The sequence below is a fragment of the Pedobacter sp. N36a genome (assembly GCF_014472395.1).
Lineage (GTDB): Bacteria > Bacteroidota > Bacteroidia > Sphingobacteriales > Sphingobacteriaceae > Pedobacter.
The window spans coordinates 588,452-607,316 of record NZ_JACSZW010000001.1; the positions used below are offsets into that span (position 1 = coordinate 588,452).

At 41.4% G+C, this 18,865-nt stretch carries 15 protein-coding genes; 9 read left to right on the forward strand and 6 right to left on the reverse strand.

Annotated features, from left to right (window positions below; all coding sequences use genetic code 11):
* The first annotated feature begins 1 nt into the window (after window position 1).
* The 3 genes from H9X96_RS02750 to H9X96_RS02760 all read left to right on the forward strand — a co-directional run bounded on the left by H9X96_RS02750 (window position 2) and on the right by H9X96_RS02760 (window position 4,168).
* Window positions 2-883 carry a DMT family transporter gene (locus tag H9X96_RS02750; protein ID WP_187664790.1) on the forward strand — a complete coding sequence of 294 codons (882 nt, stop codon included), beginning with the start codon at window positions 2-4 and terminating at the stop codon, window positions 881-883.
* Window positions 884-1,075: 192 nt separating this feature from the next.
* Window positions 1,076-3,886 carry a PD40 domain-containing protein gene (locus H9X96_RS02755; RefSeq protein ID WP_187664791.1) on the forward strand — a complete coding sequence of 937 codons (2,811 nt, stop codon included), beginning with the start codon at window positions 1,076-1,078 and terminating at the stop codon, window positions 3,884-3,886.
* Between the two features lie 3 nt (window positions 3,887-3,889).
* The gene (locus H9X96_RS02760) at window positions 3,890-4,168 is read left to right on the forward strand and encodes a lipopolysaccharide assembly protein LapA domain-containing protein (RefSeq protein ID WP_187664792.1); all 279 of its coding nucleotides are present in this window, start codon (window positions 3,890-3,892) and stop codon (window positions 4,166-4,168) included.
* Here the strand turns inward: H9X96_RS02760 and H9X96_RS02765 are convergent.
* From H9X96_RS02765 to ispE, 3 genes are read right to left on the reverse strand one after another with little or no spacing between them, the layout of a single operon-like run.
* Complete coding sequence (locus tag H9X96_RS02765) at window positions 4,161-5,339, reverse strand: PLP-dependent aspartate aminotransferase family protein (RefSeq protein WP_187664793.1); 1,179 nt, start codon at window positions 5,337-5,339, stop codon at window positions 4,161-4,163. The two genes, H9X96_RS02760 and H9X96_RS02765, sit on opposite strands and share 8 nt — an antisense overlap.
* A 4-nt stretch (window positions 5,340-5,343) precedes the next feature.
* Window positions 5,344-5,760, reverse strand: coding sequence for an OsmC family protein (locus tag H9X96_RS02770; protein ID WP_187664794.1), 417 nt, complete (start codon window positions 5,758-5,760; stop codon window positions 5,344-5,346).
* A gap of 6 nt (window positions 5,761-5,766) precedes the next feature.
* Window positions 5,767-6,570: a 4-(cytidine 5'-diphospho)-2-C-methyl-D-erythritol kinase gene (gene ispE, locus H9X96_RS02775; RefSeq protein ID WP_187664795.1), complete on the reverse strand. Its 804-nt coding sequence runs from the start codon at window positions 6,568-6,570 to the stop codon at window positions 5,767-5,769.
* 416 nt (window positions 6,571-6,986) lie between these two features.
* On the opposite strand from ispE, the gene H9X96_RS02780 reads away from it, so the two are divergent.
* The 5 genes from H9X96_RS02780 to H9X96_RS02800 all read left to right on the forward strand — a co-directional run bounded on the left by H9X96_RS02780 (window position 6,987) and on the right by H9X96_RS02800 (window position 13,569).
* Window positions 6,987-7,781 (forward strand): thymidylate synthase, encoded by a 795-nt coding sequence (locus tag H9X96_RS02780; RefSeq protein WP_187664796.1) that lies wholly within the window; start codon window positions 6,987-6,989, stop codon window positions 7,779-7,781.
* Entirely contained in the window at window positions 7,778-8,263 is a 486-nt protein-coding gene (locus H9X96_RS02785; protein ID WP_187664797.1) for a dihydrofolate reductase, read from the forward strand. Before H9X96_RS02780 ends, H9X96_RS02785 begins: the two co-directional genes overlap by 4 nt.
* 113 nt (window positions 8,264-8,376) lie before the next feature.
* On the forward strand, window positions 8,377-11,334 hold the full coding sequence (gene secDF, locus H9X96_RS02790; protein WP_187664798.1) for a protein translocase subunit SecDF: 2,958 nt from the start codon (window positions 8,377-8,379) through the stop codon (window positions 11,332-11,334).
* 86 nt (window positions 11,335-11,420) lie between these two features.
* On the forward strand, window positions 11,421-12,725 hold the full coding sequence (locus H9X96_RS02795) for an NAD(P)/FAD-dependent oxidoreductase (RefSeq protein WP_187664799.1): 1,305 nt from the start codon (window positions 11,421-11,423) through the stop codon (window positions 12,723-12,725).
* Window positions 12,703-13,569: a hydroxymethylglutaryl-CoA lyase gene (locus tag H9X96_RS02800; protein WP_187664800.1), complete on the forward strand. Its 867-nt coding sequence runs from the start codon at window positions 12,703-12,705 to the stop codon at window positions 13,567-13,569. Before H9X96_RS02795 ends, H9X96_RS02800 begins: the two co-directional genes overlap by 23 nt.
* Window positions 13,570-13,572: 3 nt before the next feature.
* On the opposite strand, the gene H9X96_RS02805 is transcribed toward H9X96_RS02800, so the two are convergent.
* Entirely contained in the window at window positions 13,573-13,998 is a 426-nt protein-coding gene (locus H9X96_RS02805) for a GNAT family N-acetyltransferase (RefSeq protein WP_187664801.1), read from the reverse strand.
* Between the two features lie 181 nt (window positions 13,999-14,179).
* Window positions 14,180-15,259 (reverse strand): class II fructose-bisphosphate aldolase, encoded by a 1,080-nt coding sequence (fbaA, locus tag H9X96_RS02810; RefSeq protein WP_187664802.1) that lies wholly within the window; start codon window positions 15,257-15,259, stop codon window positions 14,180-14,182.
* Between the two features lie 141 nt (window positions 15,260-15,400).
* Between fbaA and accD the strand changes: the two genes are divergently transcribed.
* Window positions 15,401-16,246, forward strand: coding sequence for an acetyl-CoA carboxylase, carboxyltransferase subunit beta (gene accD, locus H9X96_RS02815; protein WP_062549979.1), 846 nt, complete (start codon window positions 15,401-15,403; stop codon window positions 16,244-16,246).
* A 183-nt stretch (window positions 16,247-16,429) separates the two neighbouring features.
* Here the strand turns inward: accD and H9X96_RS02820 are convergent, their stop codons facing one another.
* Entirely contained in the window at window positions 16,430-18,724 is a 2,295-nt protein-coding gene (locus H9X96_RS02820; RefSeq protein WP_187665011.1) for a GH92 family glycosyl hydrolase, read from the reverse strand.
* Window positions 18,725-18,865: the final 141 nt, after the last annotated feature.

The window sequence follows — 18,865 nt, forward strand, 5'->3', positions numbered from 1 at the left end:
AATGCAGAGCTCCTCCAATAGAAATCTTTTAATTCTACATGCGACTGTTTTTATCTGGGGTTTTACCGGCATTTTAGGTGCGGTTATTTCAGTAAATGCGGTGCAATTGGTCTGGTACCGTGTATTGATCGCCAGTTTAACTTTATTCATCTATTTTCTTTGTTCAAAAACCAGCTTAAAGATCTCCAGAAAGCAATTTCTGCAATTCTTCTTCACTGGAAGTGTGGTGGCCCTGCATTGGATTCTGTTCTTCTATGCGATTAAAGTTTCCACTGTATCCGTAACACTGGTTTGCCTCTCTTCTTTTACCTTATTTACCGCAATACTTGAGCCCCTGATCAAGAAGAAACCAATCCTGGTTCCAGACGTAATCATCGGCTTGATCATTATCCTAGGGATCTATATGATCTTTAAATTTGAATCCGGGTATACCCTTGGGATCATTATGGGTCTTTCTTCTGCATTGGCTTCGAGTTTATTTTCAACGATTAATTCTACTTTAGTACAGAAAAGTGATCCAAAAATCATCGGATTCTATGAAATGGCAGGCGCTTTATTCTGGATCACACTGTACCGTTTGTTTGACCGTTCCTTGCTGACTGAGCATTTTGACCTCAGCTTTTCGGACTGGTCATACCTGCTGTTATTGGGTACGATCTGCACCGCTTTGGCCTATGTGGCCGGCGTTTCAGTGATGCGCACCCTATCTGCTTTTCGCGTAGCACTCATCACCAATCTGGAACCGGTATACGGGATCATCCTGGCCTTCCTTTTCTTTGGCACCAAAGAAACCATGTCTGCCGGCTTTTACGCAGGAGCGATCCTGATTATTGGGGCGGTTTTCCTATACCCGATCTACCAAAAACGCAGGAAACTAAACTAAACTGGCCCCTTCCTATCTCTTGGAAATCAAGTCCATCCATCTCCAAAAAAATACTTATATTTCAACCGTATAAGAACTGCTGAAAGGTAAAAAAAGAGGGATAAACACCATGTATTCAGGGCTAAACCAAAGATCAACCGATAAAGAATTGAAAATTTCCAATAAAACCAATCACATTAGCATCGCAAATTAATGACGACATCTACCGCAAACAGAGCATTAATCATCAGCGCTATAACTTCATTAGTATTAAGTTTAACCGGGCCTAAAAGCGTTGCTCAGATCTTTAACTCCGAACAAAACCCGCTTAGTGTGAAATGGCGACAAATTAATGCCACCGGATTTCGGATTATTTATCCAATAGAGCTGGAGAAAGAAGCCCAGCGCATGTCGAACACCATTACCAAAATCTATCCTTATGTTGGGGCAAGCTTGGGCCAGCAAAAAGCCAGCATTCCGATTCTCTTACAAAACCGCGGAGTCATCGCAAACGGCTTTGTACAGCTGGCTCCAAAAAAATCCGAATTTTACACCACTCCTCCCCAGCAATTCGACAGTCAGGATTGGTTAAATAACCTCGCAGTACACGAACTTCGCCATGTGGCACAATACGATAAACTAACCGGTGGCGCCGCACATCCTTTTCCAGAAACTGTTTACTTTGCCTGGCTTGGTGTGAGCCTGCCGCTCTGGTATTTTGAAGGAGATGCAGTAAGCACAGAGACCTCGCTCACCAATGCCGGTAGGGGAAGAATTCCAAGCTGGATCATGCCCTACAGAACACAGCTGCTGGAAGGAAAAAACTATTCCTATACCAAATCCAACTTTGCTTCGGAAAAAGACCTGACCCCTGGATATTACCAGCTGGGTTATACACTGGCTTCCTCAATTCGGGCATCTGCCGGAGAATTTGTGTTCGACAGTGTCCTTACCGACATCAAACATCGCCCGGTTCGCCTCTACCCCTTCTCTAAAAGTCTGAAGAAATTTAGTGGAAAAGGAACCACCGAATGGTTTCATGCCAGTACCGAAAAATTGCGGGAAGAATGGACAGCGCAAGCCCATAAAACACCCTCCAAAGACTACGCTCCTCTAAACGGAAAACCGAATTATGCCACCAGCTATTTTATGCCGGTAAAGATCAACGATCAGCAAGTGCTCGCTTTGAAACAAAGTAAAGGAGAAACCCCTCATTTTGTGCTCATTGGGCCGGATAAAAAAGAAAAAAGATTGCTTTCTATTGCCGTACAGGAACAGCCATGGTTCAGCTATGCGAACGGTGTAGTGGTTTGGGATGAAATCAGATACGACCCCAGATACAGACAGCGCAATTACAGCGTGATCAATACTTACGACTTAAAGAGCGGCCGCAGTCATAAACTCAGCTCCCGAAGCCGGCTCTTCTCTCCTTCCCTTTCGGCGGATGGCAAGAAAGTAGTCGTGGTGAGGTACGACTTAAGTAACCAAAGCAACCTACTCGAAATGGATGCGGTAACCGGAGCTATCCTCCACACCTATCCAAATCCGCAAAACCTGATCCTGCAAACCCCAGCCTACAGTCCAGATGGCAGCACGATTGCTTTTATTGCGGTGACCGAGCAAGGCAAATCTCTTCAGCAAATGGACCGCACTGGAAAAACGGAAGTTTTAATCCCCCCAACACAGCAGCAGTTGAGCAGACCTGTTTACTTTTCCAAAGGAATCGCATTTAACGCACACTATAACGGAATTGACAACATTTACTTTATAGAACCCGAAACCAAAAAGATAAGCGCGCTGAGTGCCGCTAAATACGGTGCATTTAATCCTGCTTTTTCTGCCAATGAAAAATCCATGGTTTTCAACAATTATGGAATTGCAGGTTACAATGTGGCAGAAACGGAGATACAGCCAGAAGCCCCTGGAGAAAATCACTTTGTTTTTCTTGGAGCAGCCGCTGTAAAACAGGAAAATACAGGTAGTGTTTTTGCAGACATCCCCGATAGTACTTATACTTCCAAGTCTTATGGCGGATTAAAAAACCTGTTTCAGGTACACAGTATCAATCCGATAATTGAAGATGAATATCGCGGTGGCTTACAAATCAACTCCGATAACCTCCTCAACACCATGAACGTCTTTGCAGGCGTCAATTATTTCCGGGACCTGGGACGGTTTGAATACAATGCCGGATTTACCTATAGAGGTTTTTATCCGATATTGAGTACTACCTACCGCAACAGACCAAGGCGTGCTTTTTACAGCAGCAATAAAGGAATTCAACAAGGTGATTGGCGTGAAAATGACGTTCGCTTAGCCGCGACCTTGCCTATCAGCCTGAACGCTTTGGATGATTTTTACAACTTCTCCTTCACAACGGCTACCAGCTATACCAAAAGGTATCAGCCTGAAAATATGCCTGATAACTACATCAGCACCCTTAAATTCCCATTGGAGTACAGCGTTAGCTTTACGCACAGCATCCGGCAATCAGAAAGGGACATCGCCCCGAAATGGGCCCAGGTGCTGCGATTCAGCTATCTCCACCAGCCTTTTGACCCACAGTTGTCCGGTGATATTTTTGCGGCAGAAAGTTTCTTTTATTTTCCCGGACTCGCTAGAAACCACTCTTTTCTGGCCAATTTCAGCTATCAGCGCAGCTTTGGTGTGAGGAAATATGATCAGCAGATCAATACAGTATACGGATACAATAACATTCCAGCACTTAATATTCTCAAAAACACCTTACTGCTCAACTACCGCTTCCCAATTGTGTTTCCTGATGCGGAAATCGGTCCTTTGGCCTATATCAGAAACCTTCGTGGCGGCGTATTTTGTCACTACGAAAACCTTGGAGAAGATACAAATATTGGTCAGCCTAAAACTTTTGGCTTCGAATTGCGTAGTAGTATGAACTTACTGCGCTATCAACCTGTAGTAGACGTAGGCGGCAGGATCGTTTTTGTGAACAAAATGTATCACCAAAATCCTATCTTAGAATTACTTTTAAATTATAGCTTTTAACACATGCGTACTAAAACCATTTTCATCATCATCTTTACCGTCCTTATCACTGTCTTTTTAATGATCAACACCGATAAGGTAAAGTTCGATTTCATTTTTGGAGAGGCAGATGTTTCTAAACTATTAGTGATTGGCGTCTGTACTTTTATTGGCTTTATACTGGGTTATATGGCTGGGCGACCAAAAGTGACCATCAGTACTTATGATAAAGAAAGTCCCCAGGAAGCTCCTGAGGACCGTAAAAAATCGATCAGCGATGAGGATCGCGATTATATTAGCTAAGTGCCTGTTTGATATCCCCAAGGATGTCGTTGATGTGCTCCAGGCCAATTGACAAACGAACAGATCCTTGTTCAATACCCACCTCTAACCTTTGCTCTTCCGTTAATTTGGAGTGAGTACTGGTTGCAGGGTGTGTCGCGATAGACCTGGTATCTCCAAGATTTGCAGAGATCGAGAACATCTTTAGTTTGTCCATGAATTTACCTGCTGCTGCTGCGCCACCTTCAATGACCAGGGTCACGATACCACCACCTTGTTTCATCTGCTTTTTAGCAATGTCATATTGAGGGTGAGAAGGCAGGAAAGGATACCTCACTTTTTTAATGCGGGGATGACTTTCTAAGAATTCTGCTACTTTCAAGGCATTTTCACAATGTCTGTCCATACGAACAGCCAGGGTTTCTAAACTTTTCGACAGCAACCAGGCATTGAAGGGCGACATGGCCGGCCCACTGTGTCTGGCGAAAGCTTCAATTTCTCCAATCAGTTCATGAGAACCTAAAATCACACCACCTAATGTACGACCTTGTCCGTCGATAAATTTAGTGGCCGAATGGATAGAGATGTCTGCACCCAATTTAATTGGCTGTTGCAGATATGGGGTAGCAAAACAGTTGTCTACCACCAATAATACACCATGTTTTTTTGCCAGTTTCGCCAACCATTCCAAGTCGATAATATCGATTCCAGGGTTAGAAGGCGTTTCTACAAAAATCATTTTTGTATTCGGTTGGATGCCCTGCTCCATTTGTTCTGGTTTATCCAGATCCGCATAAGTATAGGTAATCCCCCATTTTGGGAAAATATTATTCAGCAGCTGGTGCGTAGATCCAAAAACAGATCTGCTGGCCAGTACGTGATCGCCGGATTTTAAAAAGGCAGCAAAAGTAGTAAAGATCGCAGCCATACCCGTTGCGGTTACCCATCCTGATTCTGCACCTTCTAAAACGGCCATTTTATCAATTAATTCAGAAGTATTCGGATTGGCGTAACGGCTGTAAACGTTGCCTTCCTTCTCATTTGCAAACAAAGCGCGCATTTCTTCTGAATCGTCAAATTTGTAACTTGAAGTCAGGTACAAGGGCACAGAATGCTCTTTAAAATGGGTTCTCTCGGCTTGTAAGCGTATGGCCAGGGTCTCGAAATTCTCTTCTTGATTCTCTTCTTGCATTTTGTTATTGATAAATAGTATATGTAAAGTTGATGGTTGCTGATCTTCCCAAAATATTGGATACCGAACAGTATTTATCGAAAGTAAGGGCCAGCGCACGTTCTACTTTTCGCACGTTTAAAGGACCATATAGATCGAAATGAATATTGATCACGTCAAATATCGGAGGCATTTCTTCCGTTTTTCTGGAAGCCTTGATTTTGATTTTTACATCATTCAATGGTTCTTTTTGTTTAGTGAGGACATTGACCATATCAATTCCGCTGCATCCGCCAAGGCCAATCAGCAGCATTTCCATTGGGCGGAAACCTTTTCCCTCACCACCGATTTCCGGCTTTGCATCCAATTCTACCTTAAAACCGGTAGAATTTTCCGCTTCAAAATTAAATTTATCGTTTTTTCTTATCAGGTTGATTTCCATAATTCACTAAACGTTATAAAATACTTTATTGGTTCTTTCGAGTTCAAGAAGTTGCACTGGTGCTTCAAATATTGCGTAAACCGCAGATCCGCTGCCACTCATCGAAGCGTAGATTGCGCCTTGCTGGTAAAGGCTCGCTTTGATGGCTTCAATTTCGGGGTACTTCAAAAACACAGAAGCCTCGAAATCATTTTTCAGATTCGCTTTCCAATCCCTCAAAGGCAAATGTATTAAATCTTTTACCGATGTCCCAGTATCAGCTACCATTATTCCTGCATAAGCATCGGCAGTAGAGACATGAATATCCGGCTTCACCAGAACAAGAAAATAGGCAGACAGATCTACCTGAATATCAGTAAATTCATCACCTTTCCCTTCGGCATATCGAGGTTCATTTTGAATGAAAAAGGCACAATCAGCACCAAGCTGCCTGGCATAACCCTCCAATTGCGGAATAGAAAGTCCCAATTTGAATTTATCATTCAGCAGTTTCAGGATAAAAGCGCCATCGGCAGAGCCACCACCCAAGCCTGCTCCTACGGGAATATTTTTTAATAGACAAATGTGCTGCGGAGGAAGGTCAAAGTCCTGTTTCAGCAGCTGATACGCTTTCAGACAAATATTGTCTGCGGTGGCACCTGGGACCTCAATTCCTTCGATCGTACAGCTCAAAACGTCTGCATCAAGGCATTCAACTACGTCGTAAAGCTTTACCGGATAAAATACGGTTTCAATATTATGATAGCCATCGGCACGTTTCCCGGTGATCTGTAACCCAAGGTTAATTTTAGCATTCGCAAAGGCAAGCATCGATTATGATTTTATAAGGCAAACTTACAAAATCAAATTTCTCCTTTGGACAAGTACTTATGAAAATGAGAATTTTTCCAGAAAAAAAATGAACTATTAGCCAGGTAGTGGTCTGGAAGTGTTCGGGAAGAGAAGGGCATTGGTGTAGAGAGGAGAAGGGCTTCCGATAGGGTCCAGGTCTTGCCTTAGGTTCTGCTATCCAAATCCCTTCCCAGCCCCTTCCTCCGGCTAAAAGAAAGCAGATCTCTTCCCGACTACAACTACAGCGCATTCCCTGAAGAATAATTCCTACTTTTGCAGTGGCTGATCATAAAACGGGAAAAGTAATCCAATCCTTTCCTAAAAAAATCCTGCGAAAAACTGTAAAAATACTATCTTGCAGGAGTCGCAGGCCGAAAAAAGAAGCTTGCCAACAGATGAAACAATATTTAGATTTAATGCAGCACGTGCTGGATCATGGCACACAAAAACATGACCGTACCGGAACAGGAACCATCAGTGTTTTTGGTTACCAGATGAGGTTTAACCTTCAGGAGGGCTTTCCTATGGTGACGACCAAGAAATTACACCTAAAATCCATCATTCATGAACTGATCTGGTTTTTAAGCGGAGATACCAATATCAAATATCTGAAAGATAATGGCGTGAAAATCTGGGACGAATGGGCGGATGCCGATGGCAACCTTGGCCCTGTTTATGGTTCGCAATGGCGTTCATGGCCAACACCTGATGGCCGTAAGATCGACCAGATCAGCCAAATTATCAACACTATAAAAAACAACCCGGATTCTAGAAGGATTATCGTATCCGCATGGAATGTGGCGGATATCGATGAAATGGCTTTACCACCTTGCCATGCCTTTTTCCAGTTTTATGTGGCAGATGGTAAACTCAGCTGTCAATTGTACCAAAGAAGTGCAGATATCTTTTTGGGAGTTCCGTTTAATATCGCATCTTACGCCTTGTTGACCATGATGGTTGCCCAGGTATGTGGATTGGAATACGGAGATTTTATTCATACACTTGGTGATGCCCATTTATACAATAACCATATAGACCAGGCCAGACTGCAATTGAGCAGGGAGCCAAAAAAATTACCGCTCATGAAGATTAACCCAGAGGTCAAAGACCTGATGGATTTTAAATTTGAAGATTTTAACCTGGAGGGTTACGAACCACATCCTCACATTAAAGGAGCTGTGGCCGTATGATCGTTTCCATTGTAGTCGCCATTGCCGAAGATAATGCCATCGGTAAAGACAACCAATTGTTATGGCACCTGCCAGCAGACTTAAAACATTTTAAAGACATTACCAGTGGACATACCATCATCATGGGCAGAAAAACCTATGATTCTATCGGCAGGCCACTTCCCAACAGACGTAATATTGTGATTACCAGAAATACCGGATTGGAGCTTCCGGGAACAGAAATCACCAATAGTTTGGATGAAGCGCTGGCGCTTTGCGAAGGTACAGAGGAGGTATTCATTATCGGCGGCGCCGAACTTTACAAGCATGCTTTAGCCGCTACAAACCGGATTTACCTGACCAGAGTGCATCAAACCTACGAAGCAGACACTTTCTTTCCAGAAATTGATCTGGAGGAATGGAACGAACTCAGCAAGGAAAAGCATCTTCCAGATGAGAAAAACAAGGTCGCTTATACGTTTTCAACACTTGAACGCAAATAGTTAAGCGCCCATAATAAAAAATTGAGAAGGTAGTCTATTATTTAAAAAAATAATTAGATTTGCCGACTTGTTAAAAAAATATATAGCTTATATAGACTAATAATTACAAACAAATGCAGGGTAAAGGTTTTATTAAATTTATGGCAATACTTCTAGGTATTGTCTGTGTGTATTCTCTCTCATTCAACTTTGTCACTTCGAAAGTTGAAAAAGACGCAAAGGCTTATGCCAAAGGAGACTTAGATAAGGAAAAAGCTTATTTAGATTCTATGGCCACAGTGCCGGTTTATCCTGTTTTTGGATTTAACTACCAGTTCTGTAAAGAAAAAGAAATTAACCTTGGGCTAGACCTTAAAGGTGGGATGAACGTAACGATGGAAATCTCGTTAGCGGAACTGGTTAAATCTTTAGCTGGTAATCCTGATGATGCTAATTTCAACAAAGCCTTAGCAATTGCTCAAGAGAAACTAAATGCTGGTGGAAAAGATTTCATCGCCATATTCGTAGATGAGTTTGAGAAACTTTCTCCAAATGTGAAATTGGCTGACTACTTTTCAAATCAGGACAACGCTAAATTGCTTAAAGCTAACGCCAGCAATTCAGATGTTAAAAATTATTTGTCTAAAGAAGCAACAAGTGCGATCGATCGTTCTTTCGTGATCATCAGAAGCCGTATCGATGGTTTCGGTGTGGTAAGCCCTAACATGCAGAAACAAGAAGGTACGAACCGTATCCTGATTGAGATGCCAGGTGTTCAGGATAAAGAAAGGGTTCACAAATTATTGCAGGGATCTGCAGAATTACAATTCTGGCAGGTATACAACAATGAGGAAGTGTATCCAGTATTAGAAAACATCAACAAGACTTTAGCTGCCACTTTAAAAACTACTGATGTAGCTCCAGCAGGTACAGATACTACTGCCGCTAAATCGGAAAGTAAATTGGCTGGTCTTGCTAAAAATAAAGACACTAAAGATTCTGCTGCAGTTAAAAACAAAGACCTTGCAAAATCTAACCCATTGTTCTCTGTATTAAACGTGCCTACTTACCAAGGCGAAAACGGTCAGACCTCATTACGTCCAGGACCAGTTGTAGGTTGGGTAGCTCAAAAAGATACGGCTAAAGTAAATTCATATTTCAAAAGATCAGAAGTAGCTTCTATCATTCCTCAGAGTTTCAAATTCATGTGGAGTGTGAAACCAATGGACGTGACGACGACTGGTGGTGCTAAGATTTTCGAATTGTATGCGATCAAATCTACTTCAATGGATGGTAAACCAGATTTAGGTGGTGATGCAATCAGCGATGCCCGTCATGATTACGATCAAAAAGGCAGACCAGAAGTAACCATGTACATGACTGGTGATGGTGCAACAAAATGGAAAAAAATTACTGCTGAAGCAGCAGCAGATCCAAACAATAAAAAATCTATTGCCATTGTATTAGACAACACGGTTTACTCTGCACCAACTGTACAGAACGAAATTCCTAACGGTATCTCTTCTATCACTGGTAACTTCACTGTAAACGATACACAAGATTTAGCCAACATCTTAAAAGCAGGTAAGCTTCCAGCTCCAGCTAGAATCGTTGGTGAGTTTGTGGTTGGTCCTTCTCTAGGTGAAGTGGCAATCCATGACGGTTTAATCTCTTTCGTACTTGCCTTCGTGGTGATCTTAGTGTTCATGGCTTTATATTACAATAAAGCAGGATGGGTAGCTAACCTTGCGTTAGTGATCAACTTATTCTTCATCATGGGTATCCTAGTTTCACTGGGTGCAGTATTGACCTTGCCAGGTATCGCAGGTATCGTATTGGTAATCGGTTTATCCGTAGATGCGAACATTCTGATCTTCGAGCGTGTAAGAGAAGAGCTGAACTTAGGTAAACCAACTCCGGTTGCGATTAAAGAAGGTTTCAAACATGCGATGTCTTCTATCATTGACTCGAACGTTACGGTATTTGTATTAGGTGCGATCCTTTACATCTTCGGTACTGGTCCGGTTCAAGGTTTTGCAACGACACTTTGTATTGGTATTCTTTCTTCATTATTCTGTGCGGTATTGATCTCACGTTTAGTGTTCGACTGGTTATTAGAGAAAAAATCAAACATTACTTTCGGTAATAAATACACCATTCACGCCTTCAAAAATATCGCGTTTAACTTCGTTGGACATAGAAAAATCTATTACAGCATTTCTACTGCGATCATCGTTTTAGGTTTTATCTTCTACTTCAAAAATGGTGGATTGAACTTAGGTATCGACTTTAAAGGTGGTAGAACTTATATCGTTCACTTCGATAAAGGCATGGAAACGGAAGATGTAAAAGCGAAATTAGCCGCAGTATTCCCTGAGTCGGAAACTGTAGTTAAAACTGCTGGTGCAAACAACGAACTGAAAATCACCACTACTTACCACATCACTGATCAAGACAATGGCGCGGATAAATTAGTAGAAAAGGCCCTTCAAGAAGGTCTTGCTAAAACTGGTGTTCCTTATAAAATTGAAAGTAATGAGAAGGTGGGTCCTATCATTGCAAGTGACATCGTTTACGGGGCTTACGGAGCAATCTTGTTCTCTTGTTTAGTGATGTTTATCTATATCGTAGTCAGGTTCAAGAAACTGAACTATGGTTTAGGTGCAGTAATCGCGTTATTCCATGACGTGTTACTGGTACTATCTTTCTACACGATCTTAGACGGTGTACTTCCATTCTCATTAGAGATTGGCCAGGATTTCATCGCAGCGATCTTAACGGTAATGGGTTATACCATGACGGAAACTGTAGTTGTATTTGACCGTATCCGTGAGAAATTAGCGGAAACTGGAAAAGAAGACTTACATGGTGAAGAACGTAATAAACTGATCAACTTTGCCCTAAACAGCACATTGAGTCGTACTATTTTGACTTCATTAACCGTATTCTTCGTATTACTTGTGATCTTCATCTTCGGTGGCGCAAGTATCCGTGGATTTATCTTCGCACTATTGATCGGTCGTATCATCGGTACGTACTCTTCATTGTGTATCTCTACCCCTATCGTTATCGATTTAGGTAAGAACAAATAAGAAATCTTAAGATTTAATAATTAAAGGCACCCTTTTTGGGTGCCTTTTTTGTTATCAGTATATTTAAGAATTCAAATTTTATAAATATGGAGCAGCACTTCCCGAAAGGCAGCAAAACGAGAATAGTCATTGTAGGTGGCGGATTTGGTGGGATAGAATTAGCGAAGAAATTAAGAGATAAAGAAATAGAAGTCATCATGGTAGATAAACACAACTACCATACTTTCCAGCCATTACTGTATCAGGTCGCTACCGGTGGTTTAGAAGCCGATTCGATCGCCTTCCCGCTCCGCAAGATTTTTAAAGGTCAGAAAAACCTGATTTTCCGGGTGGCCGAAGTAAGTGCTGTGGATCCTTTGAACAATTGCATTCAAACGAGTATCGGCACCATTGATTACGACCATTTGGTGATCGCTACTGGCTCTACCAGCAATTTCTTTGGACAGGATCAAATTCAGGCCAATGCCATGCCGATGAAGTCTATCCCAGAAGCCTTAAATCTGCGAAGCCTGATTCTTCAAAATTTGGAAGCTGCACAGATTGCCACGGATCCATTGGTGGCCAATGAACTGCTCAGCTTTGTGGTGGTTGGCGGCGGACCTACCGGAGTGGAAACTGCAGGAGCCATTGCCGAGCTTAAAAAACATGTATTGAAAAGTGATTACCCGGAACTGGATATTGACAAGGTGCGCATTTATCTGATAGAAGGTTCGCCGGAATTATTGGGAGCCATGTCTCCTCAGGCTTCTAAAAAAGCAAGGCTGTTTTTAACAGAATTAGGCGTTAATATTATGACGGAAGCCCGGGTGCAGTCGTTTAATGGCAAAGTGCTGACCCTCGCAGATGGACAGCAGATTGGCTCTTCCAATGTGATCTGGTCTGCAGGTGTAAAAGGTGTGGTTCTGGATGGTTTAAATCCAGAAGTCATTGTTCGCGGAAACCGCTTAAAGGTGGATGAAATCAATAAAGTAGATGGTTACTCCAATATTTACGCCATAGGCGATGTTGCCGCTATGATCACAAGCGAATTTCCTAACGGACATCCAGGCGTTGCCCCTGCGGCCATTCAACAAGGCCGACAATTGGCAGGAAACCTGTTGAACATTATTGAAAAGAAAGCCACCGCCAATTTTAAATATAAAGACAAAGGGGCTATGGCCACTGTAGGTCGGAACCGGGCAGTTGTTGATTTACATCATATCAGATTTCAAGGGGTATTCGCGTGGTTTACCTGGATGTTTGTACATTTGATGACACTCGTTGGCTTTAGAAATAAACTCGTGGTTTTTGTGAACTGGGTTTGGAGTTATTTCAGCTACGATCGTGGCACAAGATTGATTATCCGACCTTACTACAAGAAAATAAAGCATGAACCAGCAAAAGTCGATTAAACTGATAGAATGTCCAAGAGATGCCATGCAAGGTATCCATGATTTCATTGACACCGACCTGAAAGCAGCCTATATCAATTTGCTGCTGCAGGTGGGCTTTGATACCATCGATTTTGGCAGTTTTGTGAGTCCTAAAGCCATTCCTCAATTAAGAGATACTGCCGAAGTATTGGCAAAACTGGATTTGAGCAGTACCCGATCCAAACTGCTGGCCATTGTAGCCAATTTAAGAGGCATAGAAGCCGCTGTACAGCATCCGGAGATCCATCAACTGGGTTTTCCTTTTTCTATCTCTGAGACTTTTCAAATGCGCAATACGAATGCTACGATTGCTGCTTCCCTGGATACGGTCAAACAAATGCTGGAGCTTTGTACTCAGCATGATAAAACTGCAGTGGTGTATTTATCCATGGGTTTCGGAAACCCTTACGGCGATCCATGGAATGAAGAGATCGTGATGCATTGGGCAAGTACACTGACCGATATGGGCGTCAACATACTCTCTTTATCAGATACGATTGGCATATCCTCTCCGGAAAGAATTAAAGCGATTTTGCCAGGCATGATGAAGACATTTGATCAGGTAGAGATTGGCGTTCACTTACACAGCACTCCGGAGACGCGTATTGAAAAAATACAAGCAGCTTATGATTGTGGATGCTTTAGATTCGATAGCGCCTTAAAAGGCTTTGGAGGCTGCCCTATGGCAACTGACGACCTGACTGGGAATTTAGCTACTGAAGACCTGATCTGGTTTTTGGAAAGTAAAGGAGAAACTTTAGGACTGGATATGGAAAAATGGAAAGCTGCGGTACAGCTCTCCAATCAGATATTTTTGAGTTAATCGCTATCCTTTCTTTACCATTTTAAAATGCTGGAATCCTGCTTCTTCAAATTGCGGTCCTTCGGCCAAAAAGCCAAATTTAGCATATAAAGACATTGCAGGCAGCTGTGCGTTCAGGTAAATATAATGCGCATCTGCAGGTAAATCGGCTAACACTGCCGCTACCAGCGCCTGCCCTATTCGCTTACCCCGATATGCTTTCAATACGGCAAATCTCTCCAGCTTATAGCCTTGATCTGTTTTTCTCCACCTACAGGCACCACATGGCTGATTATCCATCTTAGCAAGAAAATGGGTCGATTCTTCTTCATTTTCCCATTCCAGTTCTGGCGGGCAATGCTGCTCATCCACAAAAACGACTCTTCTGATCGCAAATACATGATCTAGTTCCTCTTTTCCATTTACCTTATTTACGAATAGTGTTTCCATTGCCTGCTGATGTTTCTACAAATATGGTAAAAAATAGGGGTTTGAACAGCCAAAATCAGGAACAGAATAAGCAGCTCTTCGAAATTTAGAGTTAAATAACAAGGCCTGTTCCATATCATGGAGCAGGCCTTGTTTGATTTCAGGACTGTTTAAAGACTCCTGACGATCTGGAAACGAAAAACTATAGTTTATCGCTTGCGTCTCTACAGTTAAGGTCTTCGAAAGCCTGAGTTAAACGTTTAACAAAAGCTTCTTCACCTTTACGTAACCAAACGCGAGGATCATAATATTTCTTATTTGGTTTATCATCGCCATCTGGGTTACCGATTTGCGCTTGAAGATAAGCTTCATTTGCTTTATAGTAATCCAAAACACCTTCCCATAATGCCCATTGCATATCTGTATCGATGTTCATTTTGATTGCTCCGTAAGAAATCGCTTCTCTGATTTCTTCCTGAGTAGATCCTGAACCACCGTGGAATACAAAATTGATAGGTTTTTCAGCAGTGATTGCATATTTTTCTCTGATATAATCCTGAGAGTTCTTAAGAATTACCGGCTGTAATTTCACATTACCTGGTTTGTAAACGCCGTGAACATTACCGAAAGCTGCTGCTACCGTAAATTTATCACTTACTTTACTCAATTCTTCGTAAGCATAAGCTACTTCAGAAGGTTGAGTGTATAATTTAGAGCTATCTACATCACTGTTGTCTACTCCATCCTCTTCTCCACCAGTTACACCTAGTTCGATTTCGATAGTCATACCTATTTTCGCCATGCGAGCAAGATATTTAGCAGAAATCTCGATATTTTCTTCGATAGACTCTTCTGATAAATCTAACATGTGTGAAGAAAACAATGGTTTACCATGCGCTGCGAAGAATTTTTCGCCATGGTCTAGTAAACCGTCGATCCATGGTAATAGTTTCTTTGCTGCGTGGTCAGTATGCAAAACTACTGCAACACCGTAATGCTCAGCTAATAAATGTACATGTTTAGCTGCAGAAACTGCGCCTAATACACATGCATTCAAATTGTCATTATTCAATGTTTTTCCAGCATAAAATTGGGCTCCGCCATTGGAAAGCTGAATAATAACAGGTGAATTAACTGCCTTCGCTGTTTCCATTACCGCATTGATTGTGTTGGTACCGGTAACATTAACTGCAGGTAATGCAAACTGATGTTTTTTAGCCTGTTCAAACAATTCCTGAACGGCATCTCCGTAAATTACGCCTTTATAGCCTTTTAAACTCATTTTTTATAATTTTATATATGCCGAAGTTAGGAAAAATATCCCTCTGGCCAAATCTAAGGCCGATTATTTTTAACTAAAAACTACCTTAAACTCTTCTAATTTTTTTTTGTTTCTTTGTACTCGCATTTTTCAACAAATAACATGGCTTGGTTTAAGAGAGAAAAAAAAGGTATCAGTACAAGAACAGAAGAAAAAAAAGAAGCGCCAGACGGTTTATGGAACAAGTGTCCTAATTGTAAGAAAGCACTCCACAGTGCCGATCTGGTTGAAAATAAATACGTTTGCCAATATTGCGACTACCACCTTAGGGTAGGATCAAAGGAATATTTTCAGGTATTGTTTGACAATAATGAGTTCACAGAGTTATTTGCAAATCTAACTTCAGGTGACCCATTAAACTTCACAGACAGTAAACCTTATGTAGACCGTTTGGTAGAAAGTCAGGCTAAAACTGGCTTAAAAGACGCAATTAGAGCAGGTGTAGGTAAAATTGAAGGACAGGATTTAGTAATTGCCTGTATGGACTTCAACTTTATTGGTGGTTCTATGGGATCAGTAGTAGGTGAGAAAATTGCCCGCTCCATTGACTATAGCATCAAGCATAAAATTCCTTTCCTGATGATTTCTAAATCTGGTGGTGCCAGAATGATGGAAGCAGCATTCTCGTTAATGCAAATGGCAAAAACATCGGCTAAATTAGCCTTGTTGAGCCAGGCAAAAATTCCATACATCTCGTTACTGACGGATCCTACGACAGGTGGTGTGACTGCATCTTACGCAATGCTGGGCGATATCAATATCGCAGAACCAGGTGCTTTGATCGGTTTTGCTGGTCCGAGGGTAATTAAAGAAACGATTAAAAAAGATCTTCCTAAAGGATTTCAAACTGCAGAGTTTGTCCAGGAACATGGTTTCCTTGATTTTATTGTAGACCGCAGGGCGATGAAAGCTAAAATTGCAGCTTTCCTTAAAATGGTAGCCAACTAAAATTTCAATAGAACTGAATCCTTCATTTCGATTTAACGAATAAGTATTTTCAGTTTAAACATAAAAAAAGTGGGAGTTTTTATACAACTCCCACTTTTTTTATGCCATATGTTTTTTGTGTTTTAAATAGCCATTGAAGAAATCTACTAAAATGTAGGTTTCTTCAATGCTTCGCTTCTAAGCCTATTTATTAGGATCAGTTGAGAAAGAGTAAGGGAAATCCGTTTCTTTCGTTCCACGCTGCTTATTTGGCGTTGCAGACATATTGAAATCAAGCGTTGCACCTTTCAGAAGTTCAGAATGGCTCAGCCAGTTTTTTGGATAAGCAGCACCGTTGTATTTCAAACCTTGAACATATCTGTTCGCATCGCTGTTATTAGCGGCATTGATTACTACTTTTTTACCATTTTCCAAGCTTAAAGTCACCTTTTTAAATAATGGTGCACCCAATACGTATTGATCTGTAGCAGGAGTTACTGGGTAGAAGCCCAATGCTGAGAATACATACCAGGCAGAAGTCTGGCCATTATCCTCATCTCCGCAATAACCATCCGGAGTTGCTTTATACATACGGTTCATCGTTTCACGCACCCAATATTGAGTTTTCCATGGTGCACCAGCATAATTGTACAGGTAAATCATGTGTTGAATCGGTTGATTACCATGTGCATATTGCCCCATATTGGCAATCTGCATCTCACGAATTTCATGGATTACACCACCATAATAGCTGTCGTCAAAAATTGGAGGCAGGGTAAATACAGAATCCAGTTTTTGAACAAACTTCTCTTTGCCACCCATTAACTTAGAAAGACCATCAATATCCTGGAATACTGACCAGGAATAATGCCAGCTGTTACCTTCTGTAAAAGCATCACCCCATTTAAAAGGATTAAACGGAGATTGGAAACTACCATCTTTATTTTTTCCTCTCATCAATCCACTAGCTGGATCAAAAAGGTTTTTATAATTCATACTGCGTTTTGCATAAAGATCTGTTTCTGCTTTTGGCTTACCCAGCGCTTTACCCAATTTGTAAATCGTGAAATCGTCATACGCATATTCTAAAGTACGCGCTGCATTTTCATTGATCTTCACATCATAAGGTACATAACCTAATTCGTTATAATACTTCACTCCTGCTCTTCCAACTGCATCTAATGGTCCTTCATTATTTGCACCATGAATCAATGCCTCATATAAAGTATTGATATCGTAACCACGAAGTCCTTTAATGTAAGCATCAGCCACTACCGAAGCAGAGTTGTTACCAACCATTACATTCGCATAACCCGGACTAGACCATTCCGGCAGGAATCCGCCTTCTTTATAGTCGTTGATCAAACCTTCCTGCATTTCTTTGTTGATCGATGGGTAAACCAGGTTCAAGAAAGGATATAATGCTCTGAAAGTATCCCAGAATCCTGTTCCAGCAAACATATAACCTGGCAAAATTTTGCCATTATATGGGCTCCAGTGCACAATTTTATTGCTGGCATCCAATTCATATAATTTATTCGGGAAGAATAAAGTACGGTAAAAGCTAGAGTAAAAAGTACGGGTCTGGTCCACAGTACCGCCTTCTACAGCTACTCTGCTCAGCGTTTTATTCCAAACATCTTTAGCTTTTGCTTTGGTCGCATCAAAAGTATCATTAGCCAGTTCTCTTTTTAAATTAAGTTCTGCCTGTTCAAAGCTGATAAAAGAAGAAGCTACTTTCATCAGCACTTGATCGCCTTTTTTAGTTTTAAAACCTACGATTGCACCAGAGTGATCTGCTTTAATTTCCAGCTCATCTTTCAGCAGCTCTTTACCTTTCCAGGCATTAGCAGACACGAAATCTTTGTCGAAATAGGCTACGAAATAGTTTTTAAAGTTTTCAGGTGTCAGCTTGTGACTGTGTCTGGTGGTATAACCAATCACTTTTCTTTCTTTAGGAAAAATCTTAATGTAAGATCCTTTATCGAAAGCATCAATCACTACAAAAGAACTATCCGATTTTGGAAAGGTAAACCTGAACTGTGCGGCACGCTCTGTAGGAGTGATCTCTGTGGTCACATCAGCGTCGGCCAGGTAAACACTATAATAATAAGGTTTAGCCACTTCCGCTTTATGCGAATACCAGCTGGCGCGATCATCCTGATCTATACGCTTTTTACCGGTTACCGGCATGATCGAAAACTGACCATAATCGTTCATCCACGGAGAAGGCTGATGGGTTTGTTTGAAACCACGAATTTTATCGGCATCGTAAGTATAAGCCCATCCATCTCCCATTTTCCCAGTTTGTGGTGTCCAGAAGTTCATACCCCAAGGCAGGGCAATTGTTGGATAAGTATTTCCGTTAGACATTGAGGGCTTGCTTGCCGTCCCCATCAAAGGGTTGATCCATTCGACGGGATCACTCAATTTACCAACGGTTTGCGCAAAAGCTGCGGAAGAACCGGCAATCAATAATGCGGTTAAGTAACGCTTCATCATCATGATATTGGATAAGTAGTTTATGTTATTTGGTTTAAAATCTAGCCTCAAACGCTCCATTTGAACATTTCTGTAAACAAACGATTGTTTTATGTGTTAAAAACGTTTTAGCACAGTCCTAAAGTAGGAGATTTTTTT